The organism is Vibrio sp. 1580 (genome assembly GCF_033340055.1).
Map to the genome: position 1 here is coordinate 1 of NZ_JAWOVT010000011.1, position 17566 is coordinate 17566.

Consider the following 17566-nt stretch of genomic DNA (forward strand, 5'->3'; position numbering starts at 1 on the left):
GTACGGATTTCTCCATAAGCCTTAAGGAATAATGGTGGCCCCTCGCAGACTTGAACTGCGGACCAATCGATTATGAGTCGACTGCTCTAACCACTGAGCTAAGGGGCCTTAATAGGACAACGATTATAGGGGAAGCGTTGCAAGGTGTCTAGATACCAACTAGGGCAATTGCGCTTAGTTTTTATCCACTTAGAACAGTAGATAATAAAAAAGGTGACCTAAAGTCACCTTTTTTGATTTCTAAAAGCTTGTATGCGCTGCGATTATTCGTCTAGGAAGCTGCGCAGAGTCTCTGAGCGGCTTGGGTGACGAAGTTTACGTAGTGCTTTTGCTTCGATCTGACGGATACGCTCACGAGTAACGTCGAACTGCTTACCAACTTCTTCTAGAGTATGGTCAGTGTTCATGTCAATACCAAAACGCATACGAAGTACTTTCGCTTCACGTGGCGTTAGACCTGCAAGCACGTCTTTTGTTGCCACCTTAAGGCTAGTTGCAGTTGCAGAATCTAGCGGAAGTTCTAGCGTTGTATCTTCGATAAAATCACCTAGATGCGAATCTTCGTCGTCACCGATTGGTGTCTCCATTGAGATAGGCTCTTTAGCGATTTTTAGAACTTTACGAATCTTGTCTTCTGGCATTTGCATGCGCTCTGCCAGTTCTTCCGGTAGTGGCTCGCGACCCATCTCTTGCAACATTTGACGAGAAATACGGTTTAGCTTGTTGATCGTTTCGATCATGTGTACCGGGATACGAATCGTACGTGCTTGGTCCGCGATTGAACGAGTGATTGCCTGACGGATCCACCACGTTGCGTAAGTCGAGAACTTGTAACCACGACGATATTCGAACTTATCTACCGCTTTCATCAGACCGATGTTACCTTCCTGGATCAGATCCAAGAACTGTAGGCCACGGTTGGTGTATTTCTTCGCGATAGAAATTACAAGACGCAAGTTCGCTTCAACCATCTCTTTCTTCGCACGGCGAGCTTTTGCTTCACCGATAGACATACGACGGCTGATGTCTTTAATGTTCTGTACGTTTAGAGAAGTCTCTTCTTCAATCATTTTTAGTTTAGCGATTGAACGACGGATTTCTTCTTCGTTACGTTTGATCTTTTCAGCGTATGGCTTGTCTGAAGCAAGAACTTCATCCAGCCAAGCTTCACTTGATTCATTACCAGTGAACAGCGCGATGAATGATTTCTTCGGCATTTTGCCGTATTCAACCACAGACTTCATGATCAGACGCTCTTGAGTACGAACGCGATCCATAGCAGTACGCAGTTCATTCACTAGGTGATCAAACTGTTTAGGCGTTAGACGAAACTCGCGGAATACGTCTAGCATCATTTCATTAGCAACGGTTGCTTTCGGGCTGTTATAGCCGTACTCGTTGATTGCTAATTGAAGATTTTGATAGGTGCTGCGTAGTTGGTTGAATTTCTCTAGCGCTAATTCAGGATCGATACCTACATCTTCTTCAGAATCATCTGAATCGTCATCGCTATCTTCGTCGTCATCAACGTCTTCATCGTCTTCTTCTTCTAACTGAGATTCAGTCAGTTCAGAACCGATGTGTGTTGCCGTTGGTGCAGCGGTGTCGTCAGCATCTGGATCTACAAAACCTGAAATTAGGTCTGTAAGACGTAGTTCTTCAGCTTGAACTTTGTCAAATTGCTCAAGAATGTACGGAATTGTGCCTGGGTATTCAGCAACAGACGATTGAACTTGGTTAATACCTTCTTCAATACGTTTTGCGATGTCGATTTCGCCTTCGCGAGTTAGAAGTTCGACAGTACCCATCTCACGCATGTACATACGTACTGGGTCTGTTGTACGACCAATCTCACTCTCTACGCTAGAAAGTGCAGCGGCTGCAGCTTCGGCTGCATCTTCATCGGTAATATTTGTGTCATCGTTCAGTGCTAAATCATCAGCATCAGGAGCAGTTTCTACTACCTTAATGCCCATGTCGTTGATCATCTGAATGATGTCTTCTACCTGTTCTGAATCTACGATTTCAGCAGGTAGGTGGTCATTTACTTCGGCGTAGGTCAGATAGCCTTGTTCCTTGCCTTTAATAACAAGTGACTTTAGCTGTGACTGCGGATTGTGATCCATAGACGGTATCCAACTTCGTAATCTGGTGAAGGAATCAGTATGCGAAATGCAAACCACTTACTATAACAAATTAAATCGTTGCTGACTAATTAAACAGGGTTACGCTTTTAAATCTAGCATAAGTGCTAGCAGCTCCCTTTTCTCTTCGGCTGATAAACCGACACTTCTTGCTTTGGCCTGCAGGTTTTCAATTTGTTTTTCTACGCACTGGGCAATAATTTTATCCAGTGAGTCTAAAAAGATTTCTTCTTGGTTGTCCTCATCGAGTGGAATGTCCCAACTCGCGAGACGAGACAGAAGGGTCTCATTTTGGCTGTTTCGCCAGTGCTCTAATAATTGGCCTGTGTTGATATGGGGATGCGCTTGGCATTTATCAAGTACATCAACAAATAAACTTAGACCAGGAATGGGCAAATCTCTAACGCTAGTTAGATCTGGCACCATACTTACGTATTGTGGGTTTTGAATCAGTAACGCGATCACTTCTCGCATCGGCGTTCGCTTGATTTCTTTATGAGGTTGAGGCCTTTTATCCTCTTTACCTTGTTTTGAAATTAGCTGCTGTAGTTGGCGTTCATCAACCAAACCCAAACGGCGGCCAAGCAATTCTCTCAAGTATAGTCTTAAAGTGCCGCCAGGGACTTTATCAATGAGAGGAACCGCAAGAGTACTCAGTTTTGCCATGCCTTCTTTCGTGCTCATATCGACCTGCTGAGTCAATGAGCTGAACATGAATTCAGACAAGGGCATCGCATTAGACACTTGCTGCTCAAATGCTTGTTTTCCGTTTTGTCGGATATAAGAGTCGGGATCTTCTCCATCCGGCAAAAACATGAATTTTAACTGGCGACCATCCGTTAGGTAAGGCAATGCATTTTCCATGGCACGCCACGCGGCTTCACGGCCTGCGCGGTCACCGTCATAACAACACACGACGGTGCTTGTTTGCCTGAATAACACTTGCAAGTGATCGCCCGTTGTCGAGGTTCCCAATGAGGCAACGGAATAATCTACGCCATATTGAGCAAGCGCGACAACATCCATATAGCCTTCAACCACTAAAATTTGTGGTGGCTCACGGTACGCTTGTAGTACTTCATATAGGCCATACAACTCTTTACCTTTATGAAATATCGGGGTTTCGGGTGAGTTGAGATATTTTGGTGTCCCATCACCTAATACTCGACCACCAAAGCCTATTACTCGACCGCGTCTGTCTCGAATAGGAAACATCACTCGACCACGGAATCGGTCGTAGCGGTTGCCTTTATCGTTTTCAATCAACATGCCGCCTGTGACGAGCATGTCTTGGTTTTCTTTATTCTGGCCAAAGTTCTTACGAACTAAATCCCATTCATCAGCCACATAGCCGATGCCAAACTTCTGGACGATTTCACCAGACAGGCCACGATCTTTTAGATACTCAATCGCCACCTTACTTGCTGGCTGTTTGAGTTGGTTACGATAAAATTGAGCAATGCTGCCCATTAAGTCGTATAGGTTACGTTTTTCACTGCTGCTTGCTTGTGGGCCTGACTGAAACGAACCATTACCGCCGCTACGTTGTTCTCGAGGAACATCTAAACCCAAGTATGAAGCGAGTTCTTCAATGGCTTCGACGAATTCTAGTCGGTCGAATTCCATCAAAAAATCGATGGCATTTCCGTGCGCGCCACAACCAAAACAATGGTAGAACTGCTTTTCTTGACTGACACTGAATGAGGGTGTCTTTTCGTTGTGGAAAGGGCAGCATGCGCCGTAGTTTTTGCCTTTTTTCTTAAGTTTCACACGTGCGTCGATGATATCGACAATATCAAGTCGAGCTAGAAGGTCATCGATAAAACTGCGAGGGATGTGTCCAGCCATAAAACCTAACAAAAAAAGAAGATGATGAGTGGAGTGAATGCCTTAAAAGAATGAGCGTATTGCCCATTGATTTCATTCCATCCATCCAGATACAAACAAGCCGTGCGCTCCAAAGGATAGCACGGCTTGCTGCAATTGGGTGGGGTACCTTAAGCCAATTTAGCGCGAACTAAACCGCTTACTTTACCCATATCTGCACGCCCTTGAATTTGCGGTTTCAGAACGCCCATTACTTTGCCCATGTCTTGCATGCCAGCTGCGCCAGATTCAGCAATCGCGTTCTCGATGAGAGCCGCTACTTCTTCGTCTGTCAGTGGTTGAGGCATAAAGTCCTCAAGAACGGTAATTTCTGCTTGTTCCGCATCAGCAAGATCTTGACGACCCGCTGCTTCAAATTGCGCTACAGAATCGCGACGTTGTTTAACCATCTTGGTCAATACTGCAAGAATGTCGTCATCGTTCAGAGTAATCTGTTCGTCAACTTCACGTTGCTTGATTGCTGATAGGGCTAAACGAATAGTACCAAGGCGCAATTTGTCCTTGGCTTTCATCGCTAATTTTTGCTCTTCTTTGAGTTGATCAATCAGAGCCATAACTAAATTCCTTTTGGAGCTCAGTTATTAGTACAGGCGAACGCGACGAGCGTTTTCGCGAGCTAGCTTCTTAGCGTGACGCTTTTGAGCTGCTGCTTTAGCGCGTTTGCGAACTGTAGTTGGTTTTTCGTAGTGCTCACGACGACGCACTTCAGAAAGGATACCTGCTTTTTCGCAAGAGCGCTTAAAACGACGTAGAGCAACGTCGAACGGTTCGTTTTCACGTACTTTAACTACTGGCATATGCCTTTCACCTCAGGGGTTATTCGTTAACGCTGGTATTCAACAGACCAAATCACAATTGTTAGGTCTCTTACCAGCTTGATCAAAAATGGTGCGGAATTTTAATCCGATCACAACTACTTTGTAAAGCCTTTTGTCGATTATTGTCTGTACAAAATTTGTTTGCAGCACCAAGGCGAGGTAATATGACGCCCAAATTTCCTCTATACAGAAAGCATACTGAGAAAACCATGCGCATTATTGGTATTGAAACCTCTTGTGACGAGACTGGCATCGCAATTTATGACGATGAAAACGGTCTCTTGTCACACAAGCTATACAGCCAAGTAAAACTGCACGCAGATTACGGCGGTGTGGTGCCTGAGTTGGCTTCACGTGACCACGTAAAGAAAACCATTCCTCTTATTAAAGAGGCACTAAAAGAAGCGAACTTAACTTCAAAAGACATCGATGGTGTCGCGTATACCGCGGGGCCTGGTCTTGTTGGGGCGCTATTAGTGGGTGCGACTATCGGTCGCAGTATTGCTTATGCTTGGGGAGTGCCAGCGGTACCTGTTCATCATATGGAAGGTCACCTATTGGCCCCAATGTTGGAAGATAACCCTCCACCGTTCCCGTTTGTGGCGGTATTAGTATCGGGCGGTCACTCTATGATGGTGGAGGTGAGAGGCATCGGTGAGTACAAAATTCTAGGTGAGTCGATTGATGATGCGGCGGGCGAAGCGTTTGATAAAACAGCGAAGCTAATGGGTTTGGATTACCCAGGCGGTCCACTATTATCTAAACTGGCGGAAAAAGGTACACCGGGCCGCTTTAAGTTCCCGCGCCCAATGACGAATGTGCCAGGTTTGGACATGAGTTTCTCTGGTCTAAAAACCTTTACGGCTAACACGATTGCTGCAAACGGTGATGACGAGCAAACTCGCGCGGACATCGCATTGGCATTTGAAGAGGCTGTGTGTGCTACGTTGGCTATTAAATGTAAGCGCGCGCTTGAGCAAACAGGCATGAAACGCATTGTTATTGCTGGTGGTGTGAGTGCTAACCGTCGTTTGCGAGCTGAGTTAGAGAAGTTAGCGAAGAAAGTTGGCGGCGAAGTTTACTACCCACGTACTGAGTTCTGTACAGATAACGGTGCGATGATCGCTTACGCAGGCATGCAGCGCTTGAAGAATGGCGAAGTGGCTGATATGTCAGTAGAGGCTCGTCCACGTTGGCCAATTGATCAACTAACACCTGTTGCTTAATCAAATTTATGCGGTAGGTTTGAAACCGGTTCTGTGTAATAAAGGTCTCTGCTCCTCAGAGGCCTTTATTTTTAATTATTCAATGAACCGCCTCGTTTTACATTCTGACTGATGCGATCAGTTCGTGATTGTTTCAGTGCTAGGATGACGTGGAAGAATAAGAAATGGATATAACAATGAATAAGTTTGAAATTGAAGGTCAGCAACTTGCTTATCTAGATAAAGGTGAGGGCCCTGTGCTTCTATTTGGTCATAGTTACCTTTGGGATAGCCAAATGTGGGCGCCACAAGTTGAGGTTTTAAGCCAGTCATTCCGTTGTATTGTGCCAGATCTTTGGGCACATGGTGAATCGGACGCTGCACCTGCATCGACACAGTCATTGGCCGACTATGCACAACATATGTTGGCATTGATGGATCATTTAGATATCGAAGAGCTCTCGATAGTGGGCTTATCTGTTGGCGGCATGTGGGGAGCAGAGCTAACGGCTCAAGCGCCGCAACGTGTTAAGTCACTGGTATTGATGGATACCTTCATTGGCTGGGAGCCAGAAGTTACGTATAAGAAGTATTTTGCAATGCTTGATACCATCAGCCAAGTCCAAGCAGTGCCTGCGCTAATTATTGAAGCCGTTGTGCCGCTGTTCTTTGCCAACAACGTCAATCAGGATAACCCTGAACTTGTCGCTTCATTCAAACGCAGTTTAGAAGAGCTGAACGGTGAGCGTGCGGTGGAAGTAGCTCGCATAGGGCGTATGGTGTTTGGTCGCCGGGATGTGATTGAGGATTCGGAAAAATTTGCTCTGCCGACGTTAATTGCAGTGGGCTGTGAAGATAAACCACGTCCAGTTTTTGAATCTTATTTAATGAAAGACTGCATCACAGGCAGTGAGTTGGTGGAGATTCCCCAAGCGGGACATATCAGTTGTTTAGAACAACCTGAGTTCGTCAACCAGATGTTGTTGAACTTCCTGAATCGAGTTCATGCGTAACCAATGCATCCTTCTTTAAACGAAAAGCTCGGCATTAAGCCGAGTTTTTTTGTGTCAGTTTTTTCTCGCCGATTTTTGGCTCGTCGCCAGACAAAAGCCGCCGAATATTTTGATGATGCTTAAATACGATTAAGCAGCACAGCATAGCAACAGGTAACGTGTATTGCGGTTTAAACATCCAAGTATAAAACGGAGTGACCAAAACCGTGACGAGAGCCGCTAAGGATGAATAGCGGAATAGCGCGGCTACTGACAGCCAAGTTAACATTACCAATCCTGTTAAGTCCAAACCAATCGGAGCGATAGCGCCAAGCGCGGTTGCGACACCTTTTCCGCCTTTAAAGTGGAAAAAAATGGGGTACATGTGGCCAAGACAGGCAGCAATGGCGATGACGCCAAGAATGATAGGGTCGATACCAAGAAAGTATCCGCCCCACACGGGGATAGTGCCTTTGAGCATATCGCACAACAAGACTGAAACAGCGGCTCCTCGTCCGCCAATACGCAATACGTTCGTTGCTCCAGGATTGTTAGATCCCACACTGCGTGGGTCTGGCAGTTTTAAGAGTCGACAGATCAAAACCGCACTGGAAACCGAACCTAATAAATAGGCGGCCATTGTCATTATCAGTGCCAGTGCGTCCATAGAAGTCCTTGATGGATTGGAATTTAATGCTCGGTTCCCGCGTAGTTGCTATCATACCCCGAATTTACATAATGCAGAAATCCTCACTGTGATAGAGCTTGCATTATGTGATTTCTTGTATATAAAGATGCTTTCGCAGTTTATACCTAAGTAACATTGTGATGACCAAAGTAAATGTTACTTAGGTATAGAATACTACGATCAAATTACCCCTCACGGGTATCCGACCTCTGTAATAGAAGGACATAAGATGGCTCTGGATAAAGTTTTTATTGAACAGTTAGAAGTTATCACCACCATTGGCGTGTACGACTGGGAACAACAAATCAAACAAAAGTTGGTTCTAGATATTGAAATGGCGCACGATAATAAGCCTGCGGGCAAAAGTGATGATGTGCAAGATGCACTGGATTATTCGCAGGTGAGTGAGGCGGTACTTAACCACATTGAAAATGGTCGTTTCTTATTGGTCGAGCGCGTGGCTGAAGAAGTAGCAGAGCTTATCATGCAGCGTTTCTCTGTGCCTTGGGTGAAAATCCGCCTAGCGAAGCCTGGCGCCGTGCCGCAAGCACGTGCTGTTGGTGTGGTGATTGAGCGAGGCCGAGCATGATCACCACTTATATCGGTGTTGGGACGAACGTAGAAAGAGAGCAACATGTGCTTGCTGCGTATCAGGAGCTGCAACGGCTTGGAGAAAATCTCCTCGTATCACCGATATATGAATGCGAACCTATTGGTTTTAGCAGCAAGAATTTCTACAACTTTGTCGTTGCAATGCGTACCGAGTTGTCATTAGAAGAGTTGAGCCATCAACTACGCGAGATTGAATTTAAGTGGGGACGCGAAGAAAACGCGCAAAAGTATCAGGATCGAACACTGGATCTCGATATAGTGTTGTTCGGTGAGCGCGTCTCCAAGAAAAAACCTGAGCTACCTCGCAGTGATATCTACAAATATCCTTTTGTCACAAAGCCGCTGTATGATCTCGAACCGCAATTAGTGATCCCAGGCGATGGACGCACAGTCGCAGACATTTGGCATGCTATGCAGCCAGTCGATTCGCTCAAACCCGTTTCCTTTCATTTTTAATTTGAGTTGTTTACATGAGTTATTTTGAAGCCTTTATTTTGGCTCTGATTCAGGGGCTGACAGAGTTTTTGCCTATCTCAAGCTCTGCCCATTTGATCCTGCCTTCCGCTATTTTAGGATGGGAAGATCAAGGTCTGGCCTTTGATGTTGCTGTTCACGTCGGTACATTAATGGCTGTCGTGATCTATTTTCGTCATGAAGTAATCACTTTGTTTCAAGCGTTATTTGCTTCGATCTTTAAAGGAGATCGCAGTAAAGAAGCTAAATTGGCTTGGATGATCGTGATTGCGACGATTCCAGCTTGTGTGTTCGGCTTATTGATGAAAGACATCATTGAAGTGTATCTACGTAGCGCTTACGTTATCGCGACTACTACGATCGTATTTGGCCTGTTGCTATGGTGGGTAGACAAAAACGCTAAACTCGTTGCCGATGAATACCAAACGGGTTGGAAGAAAGCTGTATTTATCGGTATTGCTCAAGCCTTAGCGATGATTCCTGGAACTTCACGTTCAGGGGCGACCATCACAGCAGCGCTTTACCTTGGCTTTACTCGAGAAGCGGCTGCGCGCTTTTCATTTTTAATGTCGATCCCAATCATTACATTAGCTGGTAGCTACTTAGGCATGAAGTTAGTGACCAGTGGTGAACCTGTCCATGTTGGTTTCTTAATGACTGGCATTATCACATCGTTTATCAGTGCGTACATCTGTATCCACTTCTTCTTGAAGATGATTTCACGCATGGGCATGACACCGTTTGTGATTTACCGTCTGATTTTGGGCATCGGTTTGTTCGCTTTTCTATTAAGTTCATAATTGATGTTAACGAAAAACGCCCGCGAAATCCGCGGGCGTTTTTGTTTGTTCGTTACTTCTTAAGTGCTGCTTTCACTGCTTCAATACGTCGTTTTTCTTGCTCGTCACGAATCGCAGGGCCTTTAAAGCCCTCTTTGATTATGATTTGAACGTCAACTGCCGCTGCTGCTTGGTAGGCTTGCCTAAAAATATCCGCCTGTGGATATGGTTGCGTTTCCAGTCCTTTACGACCAGCGTGATCCGCTTGGCAGCAAAGCAAGATATCTTGCAGACGTTCGGACTTACGCCACACATCGAGCTTATTGAGTATTTTAATTATGGTTTGTGGTTTAAGTTCAGCCGCGCGATGAATATTGGAGTGCTGTTCGCACACCATCAAGGCTAAATCACGAAACTCATTTGGTACCCGGACACGTTCGCACAGCTTTTTGATCAGTTTTAATCCTGTATGGCAATGCATTTTGTGGCTTGGCCATTCGCTCTCTGGCGTCACGCCCTTACCCAAGTCATGCACTTGGGCGGCAAACCTGACGGGGAGTGAGTTACTCAATTTTGCGGCTTGCTCTGCCACCATCAAAGTATGGATGCCAGTATCAATTTCTGGATGCCACTTCTCAGGTTGAGGTACGCCAAATAGTGCATCAATTTCAGGTAACACCACGGTTAATGCACCACAGTCTCGTAGAACCGATAAGAAAATATCAGGGCGAGGAGTAGAGAGAGATTTATGCCATTCTTGCCAAACACGCTCGGGAGTCAGTGTGCTCAGCTCTCCGGACTCTGCCATGTGACGCATTAACCGCATGGTTTCGTCGGCAACCGTAAAGTTTAGATCAGCAAGCTTCGCTGCGAAGCGAGCGACACGTAAAACGCGTAGAGGGTCTTCAATAAAGGCGTCTGATACATGGCGTAGCAGTTTATCGTTGAGATCTTGCTGGCCACCATATGGGTCATGGATCGTGCCATCACTCTCCATTGCCATCGCGTTAATGGTTAAATCACGACGTATCAAATCTTCTTCTAAGGTGACGTTTTGATCGAAGAAACATTCAAAACCAGTGTAACCAGAACCTGACTTTCTCTCTGTTCGTGCAAGGGCATATTCTTCTTTACTTTTGGGATGCAGAAATACAGGAAAGTCTTTACCAACGGCGGTGTATCCTTGGGACAGCATCATCTCGGGCGTCGCGCCTACGACCACCCAGTCGTTGTCATAACTATCAATTCCGAGCAATTTATCTCGAACTGCGCCACCTACTAAATAAACTTGCACGAATTACCTCTTAATTTATGGATATGCCGTTGGACATTGTAGCAAGCAATGGTACTTTTCTTTACTCCTAAGAATAGAAGAAGAGCGTTTATACCATGTCTGACTATTCCCAGGTGGTTTTTTAGCTGGAGAGCCTAATGTATAAGGACTTTTTTGGGTTTGTCGAACAACCATTTTCGATTGTTCCAAACTCACGTTATTTGTATTTAAGCCAACGTCACAAAGAGGCAATCACACATCTCCAAGCTGGGCTAGGCGATGGCGGTGGCTTTGCTATGCTTACTGGCGAAGTAGGTACAGGCAAAACGACCGTCGCAAAAGCGATGCTGGCGAATTTGGGTGATAACACCAAAGCGGGTCTTATTCTCAATCCCACGTTTTCGAGTAGAGACTTGCTCGAAGCCATTTGCGATGAGTTCAAAATCACCTATCCGCCAGATGCAAACCTCAAACAGCTAAACCAGGTTATCCATCAATATTTGCTGCGTAATTATCGTTCAGGCTGGCAGACATTGCTGGTCATTGATGAGGCTCAACACCTTGCTGCCGACGTTCTAGAGCAGTTGCGCTTGTTGACCAACTTGGAAACCGATACCAGAAAATTGCTCAAAGTGTTGTTGGTCGGGCAGCCTGAATTGCAGCGGTTATTACAAACAACACAACTACGCCAACTTGCCCAGCGTATTACCGGGCGTTATCACCTGTTGCCGTTGGATGAAAAAGAGACAGAAGATTACATCGCATTTCGACTACATACAGCAGGTGGCGACCAGCAACTGTTTAATCGTGCTTCTTGTAAACTTATAGCCAAATACAGTCACGGTATACCGCGGCTCATCAACCTTATCTGTGACAAATCCCTCAACATTAGTTATCACCAGGGTAATGTGGTGGTGGATAAGCAAACCGTTCAGCAGGCCTGTGAAGAGGTGATGCAGTTTCAGGCAGATATTTATCAGCAAGATAAAAAAGAGCGCCGGACTTTCCGTTGGCCTGCTTGGGGCTCTGTCACGGTAGGCCTTATTGCTGCATTAAGTACGGGGTGGGCGGTCGTGAATTATATGCCAGCTCAAGCGACGTCAGTGTTGACACAAGTGACGGAGCCAAGAGTAGAGCCAACACCAACCGTCGTAAGCCAACAGTTAACGGATGAGCAGCGTGATTTATTGTTAACACAAAAACAGTCGAACCTCGCTGTAAATGATTTGTATCGTTTGTGGGGGTATCAAGCATCGGTTCGCGATAATCTTTGTTTGTCAGAACCGCAGTCGACTATGCGTTGTGAGCGTAAAATGGCGACTTGGCCGCTGTTGATGCAACAAAATCGCCCTGTGATCTTGGAGTTGAATTATCAAGGTGATGTTGGGTATGTCATTCTATATGCCGTCGGTAATGACCAAGCTGAAGTGCTCAATGGCAAGCAGCGTCTGCGTCTGCCAGTTTCGTGGCTAAAGCCGTTGTGGCAGGGCAATATTATCGAACTGCGGCATGCTCCGCTGAATGAAACATTACGTTTAGACATGGAAGGCCCTGCGATTGAAGTATTAGACCGATTATTAGCAGAAGCGGTGAGTGAGCCACTGCTTGAAACGTCTATTTTTGATGGTGCGATGAAAGAGCGAGTCGAGTTATTTCAACGTTGGCAAGGAATTGGTGTCGATGGTATTGCAGGTAAGCGAACGCTAGACCGACTTCAGCAAAATGTTCAGCCAGATGCGCCTCAACTGGCGAGAATAGAGAAGGAGGACGCATAATGTCAGCTGTGAAACATATAGGTCTCTTCTTGCTGCCAATCACTGCTTCTGCTATCGGAGTCGCTTGGTACTTAGATCTCTTTGCACCGAGTGTTGAAGTAGATACAACGTCCCCGATAGAAAAGGTCGAAGTGGTATCACCTTTCAAAGTATTAGACTATCCAGAGAACACCCAGTTGGCCCAATTGCCAAGAGAGTGGCCAAGTGCAGAGCTATCGCGTGATTTTGGTACATTTACCACCCCCGATGAATACACGAGCCATACACCAAGCAGAGATGAAACACGCGACTCAGCATCAAACCAAACGACTTCTGCTGCTGAAGAGGACCTCGGGTTGTCTTTGGATGATCTGGATTTATCCTCATTATCTCCTGATTTAGCTAGGAAGGTCGAAAATGCCTTATCCCGAGATGATGACAATTCTTCATCACAAACGGCACGCGTGAACGATTTAGAGCGCAACGCTCACCAGTGGCAAGGGCGTCTACCTGCGCTTAATTTGCAAACCCATATGTACGCTAGTGATGAAAATCGCCGTTGGGTGAAAATTAACAATATTGAATATCATCAAGGGGATGTCGTTGATGATCAGGTCACTCTAAGAGAAATACAACCGCAAGCGGTGATTGTTGAGTTCCAAGGTGAGCAAATTCGTATACCAGCGTTGTATGAGTGGAAAGGGTAACTCTTGTAGAAACACATCAAGCCAGCGAAATCATATCGCTGGCTTTTTATTTTTCAGAGCATCTTTTGCATCTATTCTGGTGATGATTTTTAGATACTCAAACAAGCAAAATATAGCTTTTCTCAGTCGTTTAAATAGCACCAATATCATTCATCTATTGATAGCGCGATTCCAGTCAACGTTGTGTAAAAAGACACCATCTTCACGAACTTCGGAGTAATGACTTGGTCCACGTTAGACCCCATCACATAATAGGAGTCTAAACAGAGACACATGCGTATTCTGATTTTTTCTTTAAGTATTGTTGCATCGACAAGCTATGCAGCAAAGCCAGACCCATTCCCAGTTACACCAGATGGTCGCGGGCAAGATTTCATGGTCAGTGCGACGAACCCTTACGTAAGCAGTACCGGTTACTCAATATTGAAAGAAGGCGGTAACGCTGTTGATGCTATGGTCGCGATGCAGATGGTGATGTCTGTCGTTGAGCCAGATATGACCGGAATTGGCGGCGGGACTTTCGCGCTGTTTTATCAACATGACGAGAAAAAATTTCTGGCCCTTGATGGTCGAGATGAAGCGCCCTCTAGCGCGAACCCTGAAATGTTTGTTGAGAATGGGGAAGTACTCAGTCGCAACGAAATATTAGGCCCTCGTTCTGTTGCGGTTCCGGGCACGTTGCGGTTGCTTTACACCACTCATGAACAATACGGCAAGTTGCCATGGGCAGAGCTGATTAAGCCGGCAATTACATTGGCGAGCAATGGGTACGCGATGAACAGCTACACCTACGACATCGTAGTAAGAGAGCAAAGCCGACTTGAGCAAGATCCGGAAGTGAAAGCCTTGTATTGGCAAGGGGACGATATTAAACCGACGGGAACCTTGATGAAGAACCCTAAGATGGCTGAGACGCTGAGGAAGATCGCGCAACAAGGCGATAGTTACCTTTATGGTGGTGAGCTTGGTCAGCACATCGTAGAGACGGTTAATAGTCGTATTGACGACCAACACGAGAAGTTGTCTTTAGAAGATTTTAAACATTACCAAGTGAAGCAGCGTGACATCATTGAGAGCGACTACCGTGGGAATAAAATCGTCTCTTTTGGTTACCCAGCTTCGGGCGGTGTGATGGTCGCTCAGAGTCTTGAACTGCTTGCACCCTATGGCATTGCCCATATGGCGAAAACGGATGTGGAACCTTGGCGTCTCATGACTGAAGCGATGCGAATTGCAAAAGCCGATCGTATTGCGTATGCCGGAGATCCGGATTATGTGGAAGCGCCAGTTGAACAGTTGCTGTCTAAAGCCTATCTAGATCAGAGACGTGATTTAATCCCTGATAATGGCACTTCAAAAGAGGATCCACAAGCAGGACAGATAACGCAAACTCAGTATGCGCAATATCAAGGCTTCGAGAGCAAAGATACAGGGCATATTTCTATCGTCGATAGAGATGGAAATGCAATTGCGATGACCAGCACCGTTGGCACGGGAATGGGATCTGGTGTCATGGTTGATGGCGTTATCTTGAATGCACAAATGGCGAACTTCTCACCTCAGCCAACGGTTAACGGCAAGCCTACGCAAAACTCAATTGAAGCGGGCAAGCGTCCACGTTCGGCTATTACGCCATTAATGGTGATGGACAGTGATGATAACTTGCGTTTGGTGGTTGGGTCACCAGGTAGTTCACAAATCCCGGGGTATGTACTCAAAACCGTGGTTGGGGTGCTGGATTGGAATTTATCAGCGCAAGAGGCTATTGACTTACCAAACATCCAGTATGGCACTAAGATAGACCGCACCAAGTCTTATGACCCGACTGGTTTGCTGGTGGAAAAGAAAACGTTCGCAGAAATGTTGGTGCCTGAGTTTATGGAGCTTGGCTACCCAGTGCACGTTATTCCAGTGGTAAGCGGTTTGAATGCAATTGAGCTAAAAGATGGCAAGCTTTATGGCGCAACGGATCGTCGTCGAGCCTCTAGTTCAATGGGGGAGTAGTACTCACTTCTGTCAAACGAAGCAAACTAAAAAGCCAGTCAATATCGACTGGCTTTTGCGTTCTTTTTAAAGATAAAAGCGTAAGGGTTTATGCCCAACCCGCAGGAGAGCGCTTTCTACGAGGCATGACATGCGGAAGAATCAAACCAAATAGTAAACCTAAACCTGCAACACCGCCGCCATAAGTGAAGTACTTAAGCAGCATGTCATCTTTTTGTGTATCCAGTTTTGCGCGTAGCTCGCGGTTTTCTGTTTCAACAGAAGTAAGCTGATCGCTGATCTCAGAGTATTTATTTTCTAGATCTGAAATTTGTTGGTTACGTGTTTCGAGAGAGGTAACAAGACCGGCTTTCTCTGCATCAGAAGTTTGACGAGCATTAGCAAGCTGCTCTTTTACTTCGGCTAGCTCTTTCTCAATACGAGGAAGGCGAATTGCCATGCTCTCTTGGTTTGTCACAAACTTGCTTTGTACCCAACCAGTGCGACCACGGTCATCACGAACTTGCGTATAGCCAGTATCTCGGTTGGTTTTAATCAGTTGTACTTTAGAACCGGCGTTAACACTACCAATAATACGGTAGGTGTTATTTGGACCTGAGTGCATAAAAGTGAAGAGGTCATCAGAAATATAACGGTCTGCTGCTAGGGCCGCTGGCGCTGCTAGCAAAGTAAACAAAACCGTGATGATTAGTTTTTTCACAGTAAATCCCTTAACGATTTTTCTTGGAGACAGCGTTGGCACCGAATGATTGGGGCCGGAAATAGACGAATAGTATGCAGTTTCAAACCTCGGTGCAACAAAGAAGGGAGGCAAAGCCTCCCTTTCTGTGCGTTTGAGTCAATAATGACAAAGCGCTTACATTCTATTGACGAGTGTCTTAAGCGAACATCGCTTGAAGTCCGTAGAAGAATACTACGGCCAATAACGCACCCGCTGGTAGTGTAACGATCCATGATGCCACGATGTTACGAACTACGCCTAGGTTCAGTGCTGCGATACCACGAGCAAAGCCAACACCGAGAACCGCACCAACCAATGTTTGAGTGGTTGAAATTGGCAGGCCTGTACCAGACGCTAGAACTACCGTACATGCTGTTGCTAGCTGTGCTGCAAAACCGCGGCTAGGCGTTAGCTCAGTGATGCCAGTACCAACGGTTGCCATTACTTTGTGACCCAGTGTTGCAAGACCGACCACGATACCAATACCGCCAAGAGGTAGAATCCACCAAGCGATGGTGCTTTTCGTGCTGATTTCGCCCATGTGTTCAACAGTCGATACGACAGCAGACAGTGGACCAATGGCGTTTGCAACGTCGTTTGAACCGTGTGCAAATGCCATCGCACAAGCGGTGATAACCATCAGAACGCTGAAGATACCTTCCACGCCAGAAAAGCTGCGGTCTTCTTCGCGATTAGCGAATTTTTTCTGGATGTATACGTAGCCGCCAATCATCACAAGTGCTGAAACTGCTGCTGCCCACATCCAAGCTTCACCATTGGTCAGGTGAAGACCAACGTGTTTTAGACCTTTTTTGATGGTTACAAGAGCAATCACCATTGTTGTGATGAACATGTAAACAGGTACAAAACGTTTCGCGTTAAACAGAGGGTTCTCTGTATCAAAAATCAGGCGTTGTGCGCTGACAAAGATAACGTAAGCAAAGAAACCTGAAATCACTGGCGTAATAATCCAGCTACCAACAATGCCTTGAACGCTGCCCCAGTCAACCGCTTCAGTACCTACTGATACGCATGCAAAACCAATGATTGCACCGATGATTGAGTGAGTCGTTGATACTGGCCAGCCCATGTAAGAAGCAAGAAGCAGCCAAGTACCTGCTGCTAAAAGCGCAGACATCATGCCGTAGACAAGAACATCTGGTTGACTGGCAAATAAAGAAGTTTCGATTACACCTTTACGGATAGTGTCGGTTACTTCACCGCCTGCAAGGTAAGCACCTGCAAATTCGAAGATCATCGCAATGATGATAGCTTGTTTTACAGTTAGCGCTTTTGAACCTACAGATGTACCCATCGCATTAGCAACGTCGTTCGCGCCAATACCAATCGCCATCATGAAACCAAAAATCGCTGCAACAATAATCAGGACAGTGCCGTAGTTCGCAAGGATATCCATCGTAATACCTAGTTGTTTTATAACAAGCGGAACAAAATTTTACGCGCGCCAAACCATAAGACGATGAAAATAGTCATCGTCCCTATGACAC

At 45.9% G+C, this 17566-nt stretch carries 16 protein-coding genes and 1 tRNA gene; 8 read left to right on the forward strand and 9 right to left on the reverse strand.

What is annotated here, in order from left to right; genetic code table 11:
• Positions 1–32 precede the first annotated feature (32 nt).
• From R7093_RS17210 to rpsU, 5 genes are all read right to left on the reverse strand, one after another.
• A tRNA-Ile gene (locus R7093_RS17210) sits at positions 33–108 on the reverse strand.
• Positions 109–263: 155 nt separating this feature from the next.
• Positions 264–2126, reverse strand: coding sequence for an RNA polymerase sigma factor RpoD (gene rpoD, locus R7093_RS17215; protein WP_005395986.1), 1863 nt, complete (start codon positions 2124–2126; stop codon positions 264–266).
• Positions 2127–2225: 99 nt separating this feature from the next.
• Entirely contained in the window at positions 2226–3992 is a 1767-nt protein-coding gene (gene dnaG / locus R7093_RS17220) for a DNA primase (protein ID WP_005379719.1), read from the reverse strand.
• A 149-nt stretch (positions 3993–4141) separates the two neighbouring features.
• A complete protein-coding gene (locus tag R7093_RS17225) occupies positions 4142–4585 on the reverse strand; it encodes a GatB/YqeY domain-containing protein (RefSeq protein WP_005379720.1) in 444 nt (147 codons plus the stop codon).
• 27 nt (positions 4586–4612) lie between these two features.
• Positions 4613–4828: a 30S ribosomal protein S21 gene (gene rpsU, locus R7093_RS17230; protein WP_001145625.1), complete on the reverse strand. Its 216-nt coding sequence runs from the start codon at positions 4826–4828 to the stop codon at positions 4613–4615.
• 230 nt (positions 4829–5058) lie between these two features.
• Here rpsU and tsaD point away from each other — a divergent pair, with 230 nt between their 5' ends.
• Together tsaD and R7093_RS17240 are read left to right on the forward strand one after the other, a co-directional pair.
• A complete protein-coding gene (gene tsaD / locus R7093_RS17235) occupies positions 5059–6075 on the forward strand; it encodes a tRNA (adenosine(37)-N6)-threonylcarbamoyltransferase complex transferase subunit TsaD (RefSeq protein WP_005379854.1) in 1017 nt (338 codons plus the stop codon).
• A 176-nt stretch (positions 6076–6251) separates the two neighbouring features.
• Entirely contained in the window at positions 6252–7067 is an 816-nt protein-coding gene (locus tag R7093_RS17240; RefSeq protein ID WP_205461423.1) for an alpha/beta fold hydrolase, read from the forward strand.
• 34 nt (positions 7068–7101) lie between these two features.
• Here the strand turns inward: R7093_RS17240 and plsY are convergent, their stop codons facing one another.
• Positions 7102–7713, reverse strand: a complete 612-nt coding sequence (gene plsY / locus R7093_RS17245; protein ID WP_005379857.1) for a glycerol-3-phosphate 1-O-acyltransferase PlsY — start codon at positions 7711–7713, stop codon at positions 7102–7104.
• 250 nt (positions 7714–7963) lie between these two features.
• Here plsY and folB point away from each other — a divergent pair, with 250 nt between their 5' ends.
• From folB to R7093_RS17260, 3 genes are read left to right on the forward strand one after another with little or no spacing between them, the layout of a single operon-like run.
• On the forward strand, positions 7964–8323 hold the full coding sequence (gene folB, locus R7093_RS17250; RefSeq protein WP_005387458.1) for a bifunctional dihydroneopterin aldolase/7,8-dihydroneopterin epimerase: 360 nt from the start codon (positions 7964–7966) through the stop codon (positions 8321–8323).
• The gene (gene folK / locus R7093_RS17255; protein ID WP_005387457.1) at positions 8320–8802 is read left to right on the forward strand and encodes a 2-amino-4-hydroxy-6-hydroxymethyldihydropteridine diphosphokinase; all 483 of its coding nucleotides are present in this window, start codon (positions 8320–8322) and stop codon (positions 8800–8802) included. Before folB ends, folK begins: the two co-directional genes overlap by 4 nt.
• A gap of 14 nt (positions 8803–8816) precedes the next feature.
• Positions 8817–9620 (forward strand): undecaprenyl-diphosphate phosphatase, encoded by an 804-nt coding sequence (locus R7093_RS17260; RefSeq protein ID WP_033906080.1) that lies wholly within the window; start codon positions 8817–8819, stop codon positions 9618–9620.
• Between the two features lie 52 nt (positions 9621–9672).
• On the opposite strand, the gene R7093_RS17265 is transcribed toward R7093_RS17260, so the two are convergent.
• Complete coding sequence (locus tag R7093_RS17265) at positions 9673–10893, reverse strand: multifunctional CCA addition/repair protein (protein WP_053306866.1); 1221 nt, start codon at positions 10891–10893, stop codon at positions 9673–9675.
• 137 nt (positions 10894–11030) lie between these two features.
• Between R7093_RS17265 and R7093_RS17270 the strand changes: the two genes are divergently transcribed.
• The 3 genes from R7093_RS17270 (at position 11031) to ggt (ending at position 15337) form a co-directional block, all read left to right on the forward strand.
• Positions 11031–12647, forward strand: a complete 1617-nt coding sequence (locus R7093_RS17270) for an ExeA family protein (RefSeq protein WP_025768392.1) — start codon at positions 11031–11033, stop codon at positions 12645–12647.
• Positions 12647–13333, forward strand: coding sequence for a general secretion pathway protein GspB (locus tag R7093_RS17275; RefSeq protein ID WP_318146757.1), 687 nt, complete (start codon positions 12647–12649; stop codon positions 13331–13333). The genes R7093_RS17270 and R7093_RS17275 overlap by 1 nt, the downstream gene beginning before the upstream one ends.
• Positions 13334–13606: 273 nt before the next feature.
• Positions 13607–15337 (forward strand): gamma-glutamyltransferase, encoded by a 1731-nt coding sequence (ggt, locus tag R7093_RS17280; protein ID WP_047101976.1) that lies wholly within the window; start codon positions 13607–13609, stop codon positions 15335–15337.
• A gap of 88 nt (positions 15338–15425) precedes the next feature.
• Here the strand turns inward: ggt and R7093_RS17285 are convergent, their stop codons facing one another.
• Together R7093_RS17285 and R7093_RS17290 are read right to left on the reverse strand one after the other, a co-directional pair.
• Positions 15426–16037 carry a TIGR04211 family SH3 domain-containing protein gene (locus tag R7093_RS17285; protein ID WP_005379900.1) on the reverse strand — a complete coding sequence of 204 codons (612 nt, stop codon included), beginning with the start codon at positions 16035–16037 and terminating at the stop codon, positions 15426–15428.
• Positions 16038–16215: 178 nt separating this feature from the next.
• Entirely contained in the window at positions 16216–17475 is a 1260-nt protein-coding gene (locus R7093_RS17290; protein ID WP_005379898.1) for an inorganic phosphate transporter, read from the reverse strand.
• Positions 17476–17566: the final 91 nt, after the last annotated feature.

What these genes read in the sequence shown, in the direction of transcription:
- plsY (WP_005379857.1), bottom strand. Translation starts at nt 7,713, where the DNA reads ATGGACGCACTGGCACTGATAATGACAATGGCCGCCTATTTATTAGGT.
- R7093_RS17225 (WP_005379720.1), bottom strand. Translation starts at nt 4,585, where the DNA reads ATGGCTCTGATTGATCAACTCAAAGAAGAGCAAAAATTAGCGATGAAA.
- R7093_RS17290 (WP_005379898.1), bottom strand. Translation starts at nt 17,475, where the DNA reads ATGGATATCCTTGCGAACTACGGCACTGTCCTGATTATTGTTGCAGCG.
- rpoD (WP_005395986.1), bottom strand. Translation starts at nt 2,126, where the DNA reads ATGGATCACAATCCGCAGTCACAGCTAAAGTCACTTGTTATTAAAGGC.
- R7093_RS17260 (WP_033906080.1), top strand. Translation starts at nt 8,817, where the DNA reads ATGAGTTATTTTGAAGCCTTTATTTTGGCTCTGATTCAGGGGCTGACA.
- dnaG (WP_005379719.1), bottom strand. Translation starts at nt 3,992, where the DNA reads ATGGCTGGACACATCCCTCGCAGTTTTATCGATGACCTTCTAGCTCGA.
- R7093_RS17240 (WP_205461423.1), top strand. Translation starts at nt 6,252, where the DNA reads ATGAATAAGTTTGAAATTGAAGGTCAGCAACTTGCTTATCTAGATAAA.
- folK (WP_005387457.1), top strand. Translation starts at nt 8,320, where the DNA reads ATGATCACCACTTATATCGGTGTTGGGACGAACGTAGAAAGAGAGCAA.
- rpsU (WP_001145625.1), bottom strand. Translation starts at nt 4,828, where the DNA reads ATGCCAGTAGTTAAAGTACGTGAAAACGAACCGTTCGACGTTGCTCTA.
- ggt (WP_047101976.1), top strand. Translation starts at nt 13,607, where the DNA reads ATGCGTATTCTGATTTTTTCTTTAAGTATTGTTGCATCGACAAGCTAT.
- folB (WP_005387458.1), top strand. Translation starts at nt 7,964, where the DNA reads ATGGCTCTGGATAAAGTTTTTATTGAACAGTTAGAAGTTATCACCACC.
- R7093_RS17275 (WP_318146757.1), top strand. Translation starts at nt 12,647, where the DNA reads ATGTCAGCTGTGAAACATATAGGTCTCTTCTTGCTGCCAATCACTGCT.
- R7093_RS17270 (WP_025768392.1), top strand. Translation starts at nt 11,031, where the DNA reads ATGTATAAGGACTTTTTTGGGTTTGTCGAACAACCATTTTCGATTGTT.
- tsaD (WP_005379854.1), top strand. Translation starts at nt 5,059, where the DNA reads ATGCGCATTATTGGTATTGAAACCTCTTGTGACGAGACTGGCATCGCA.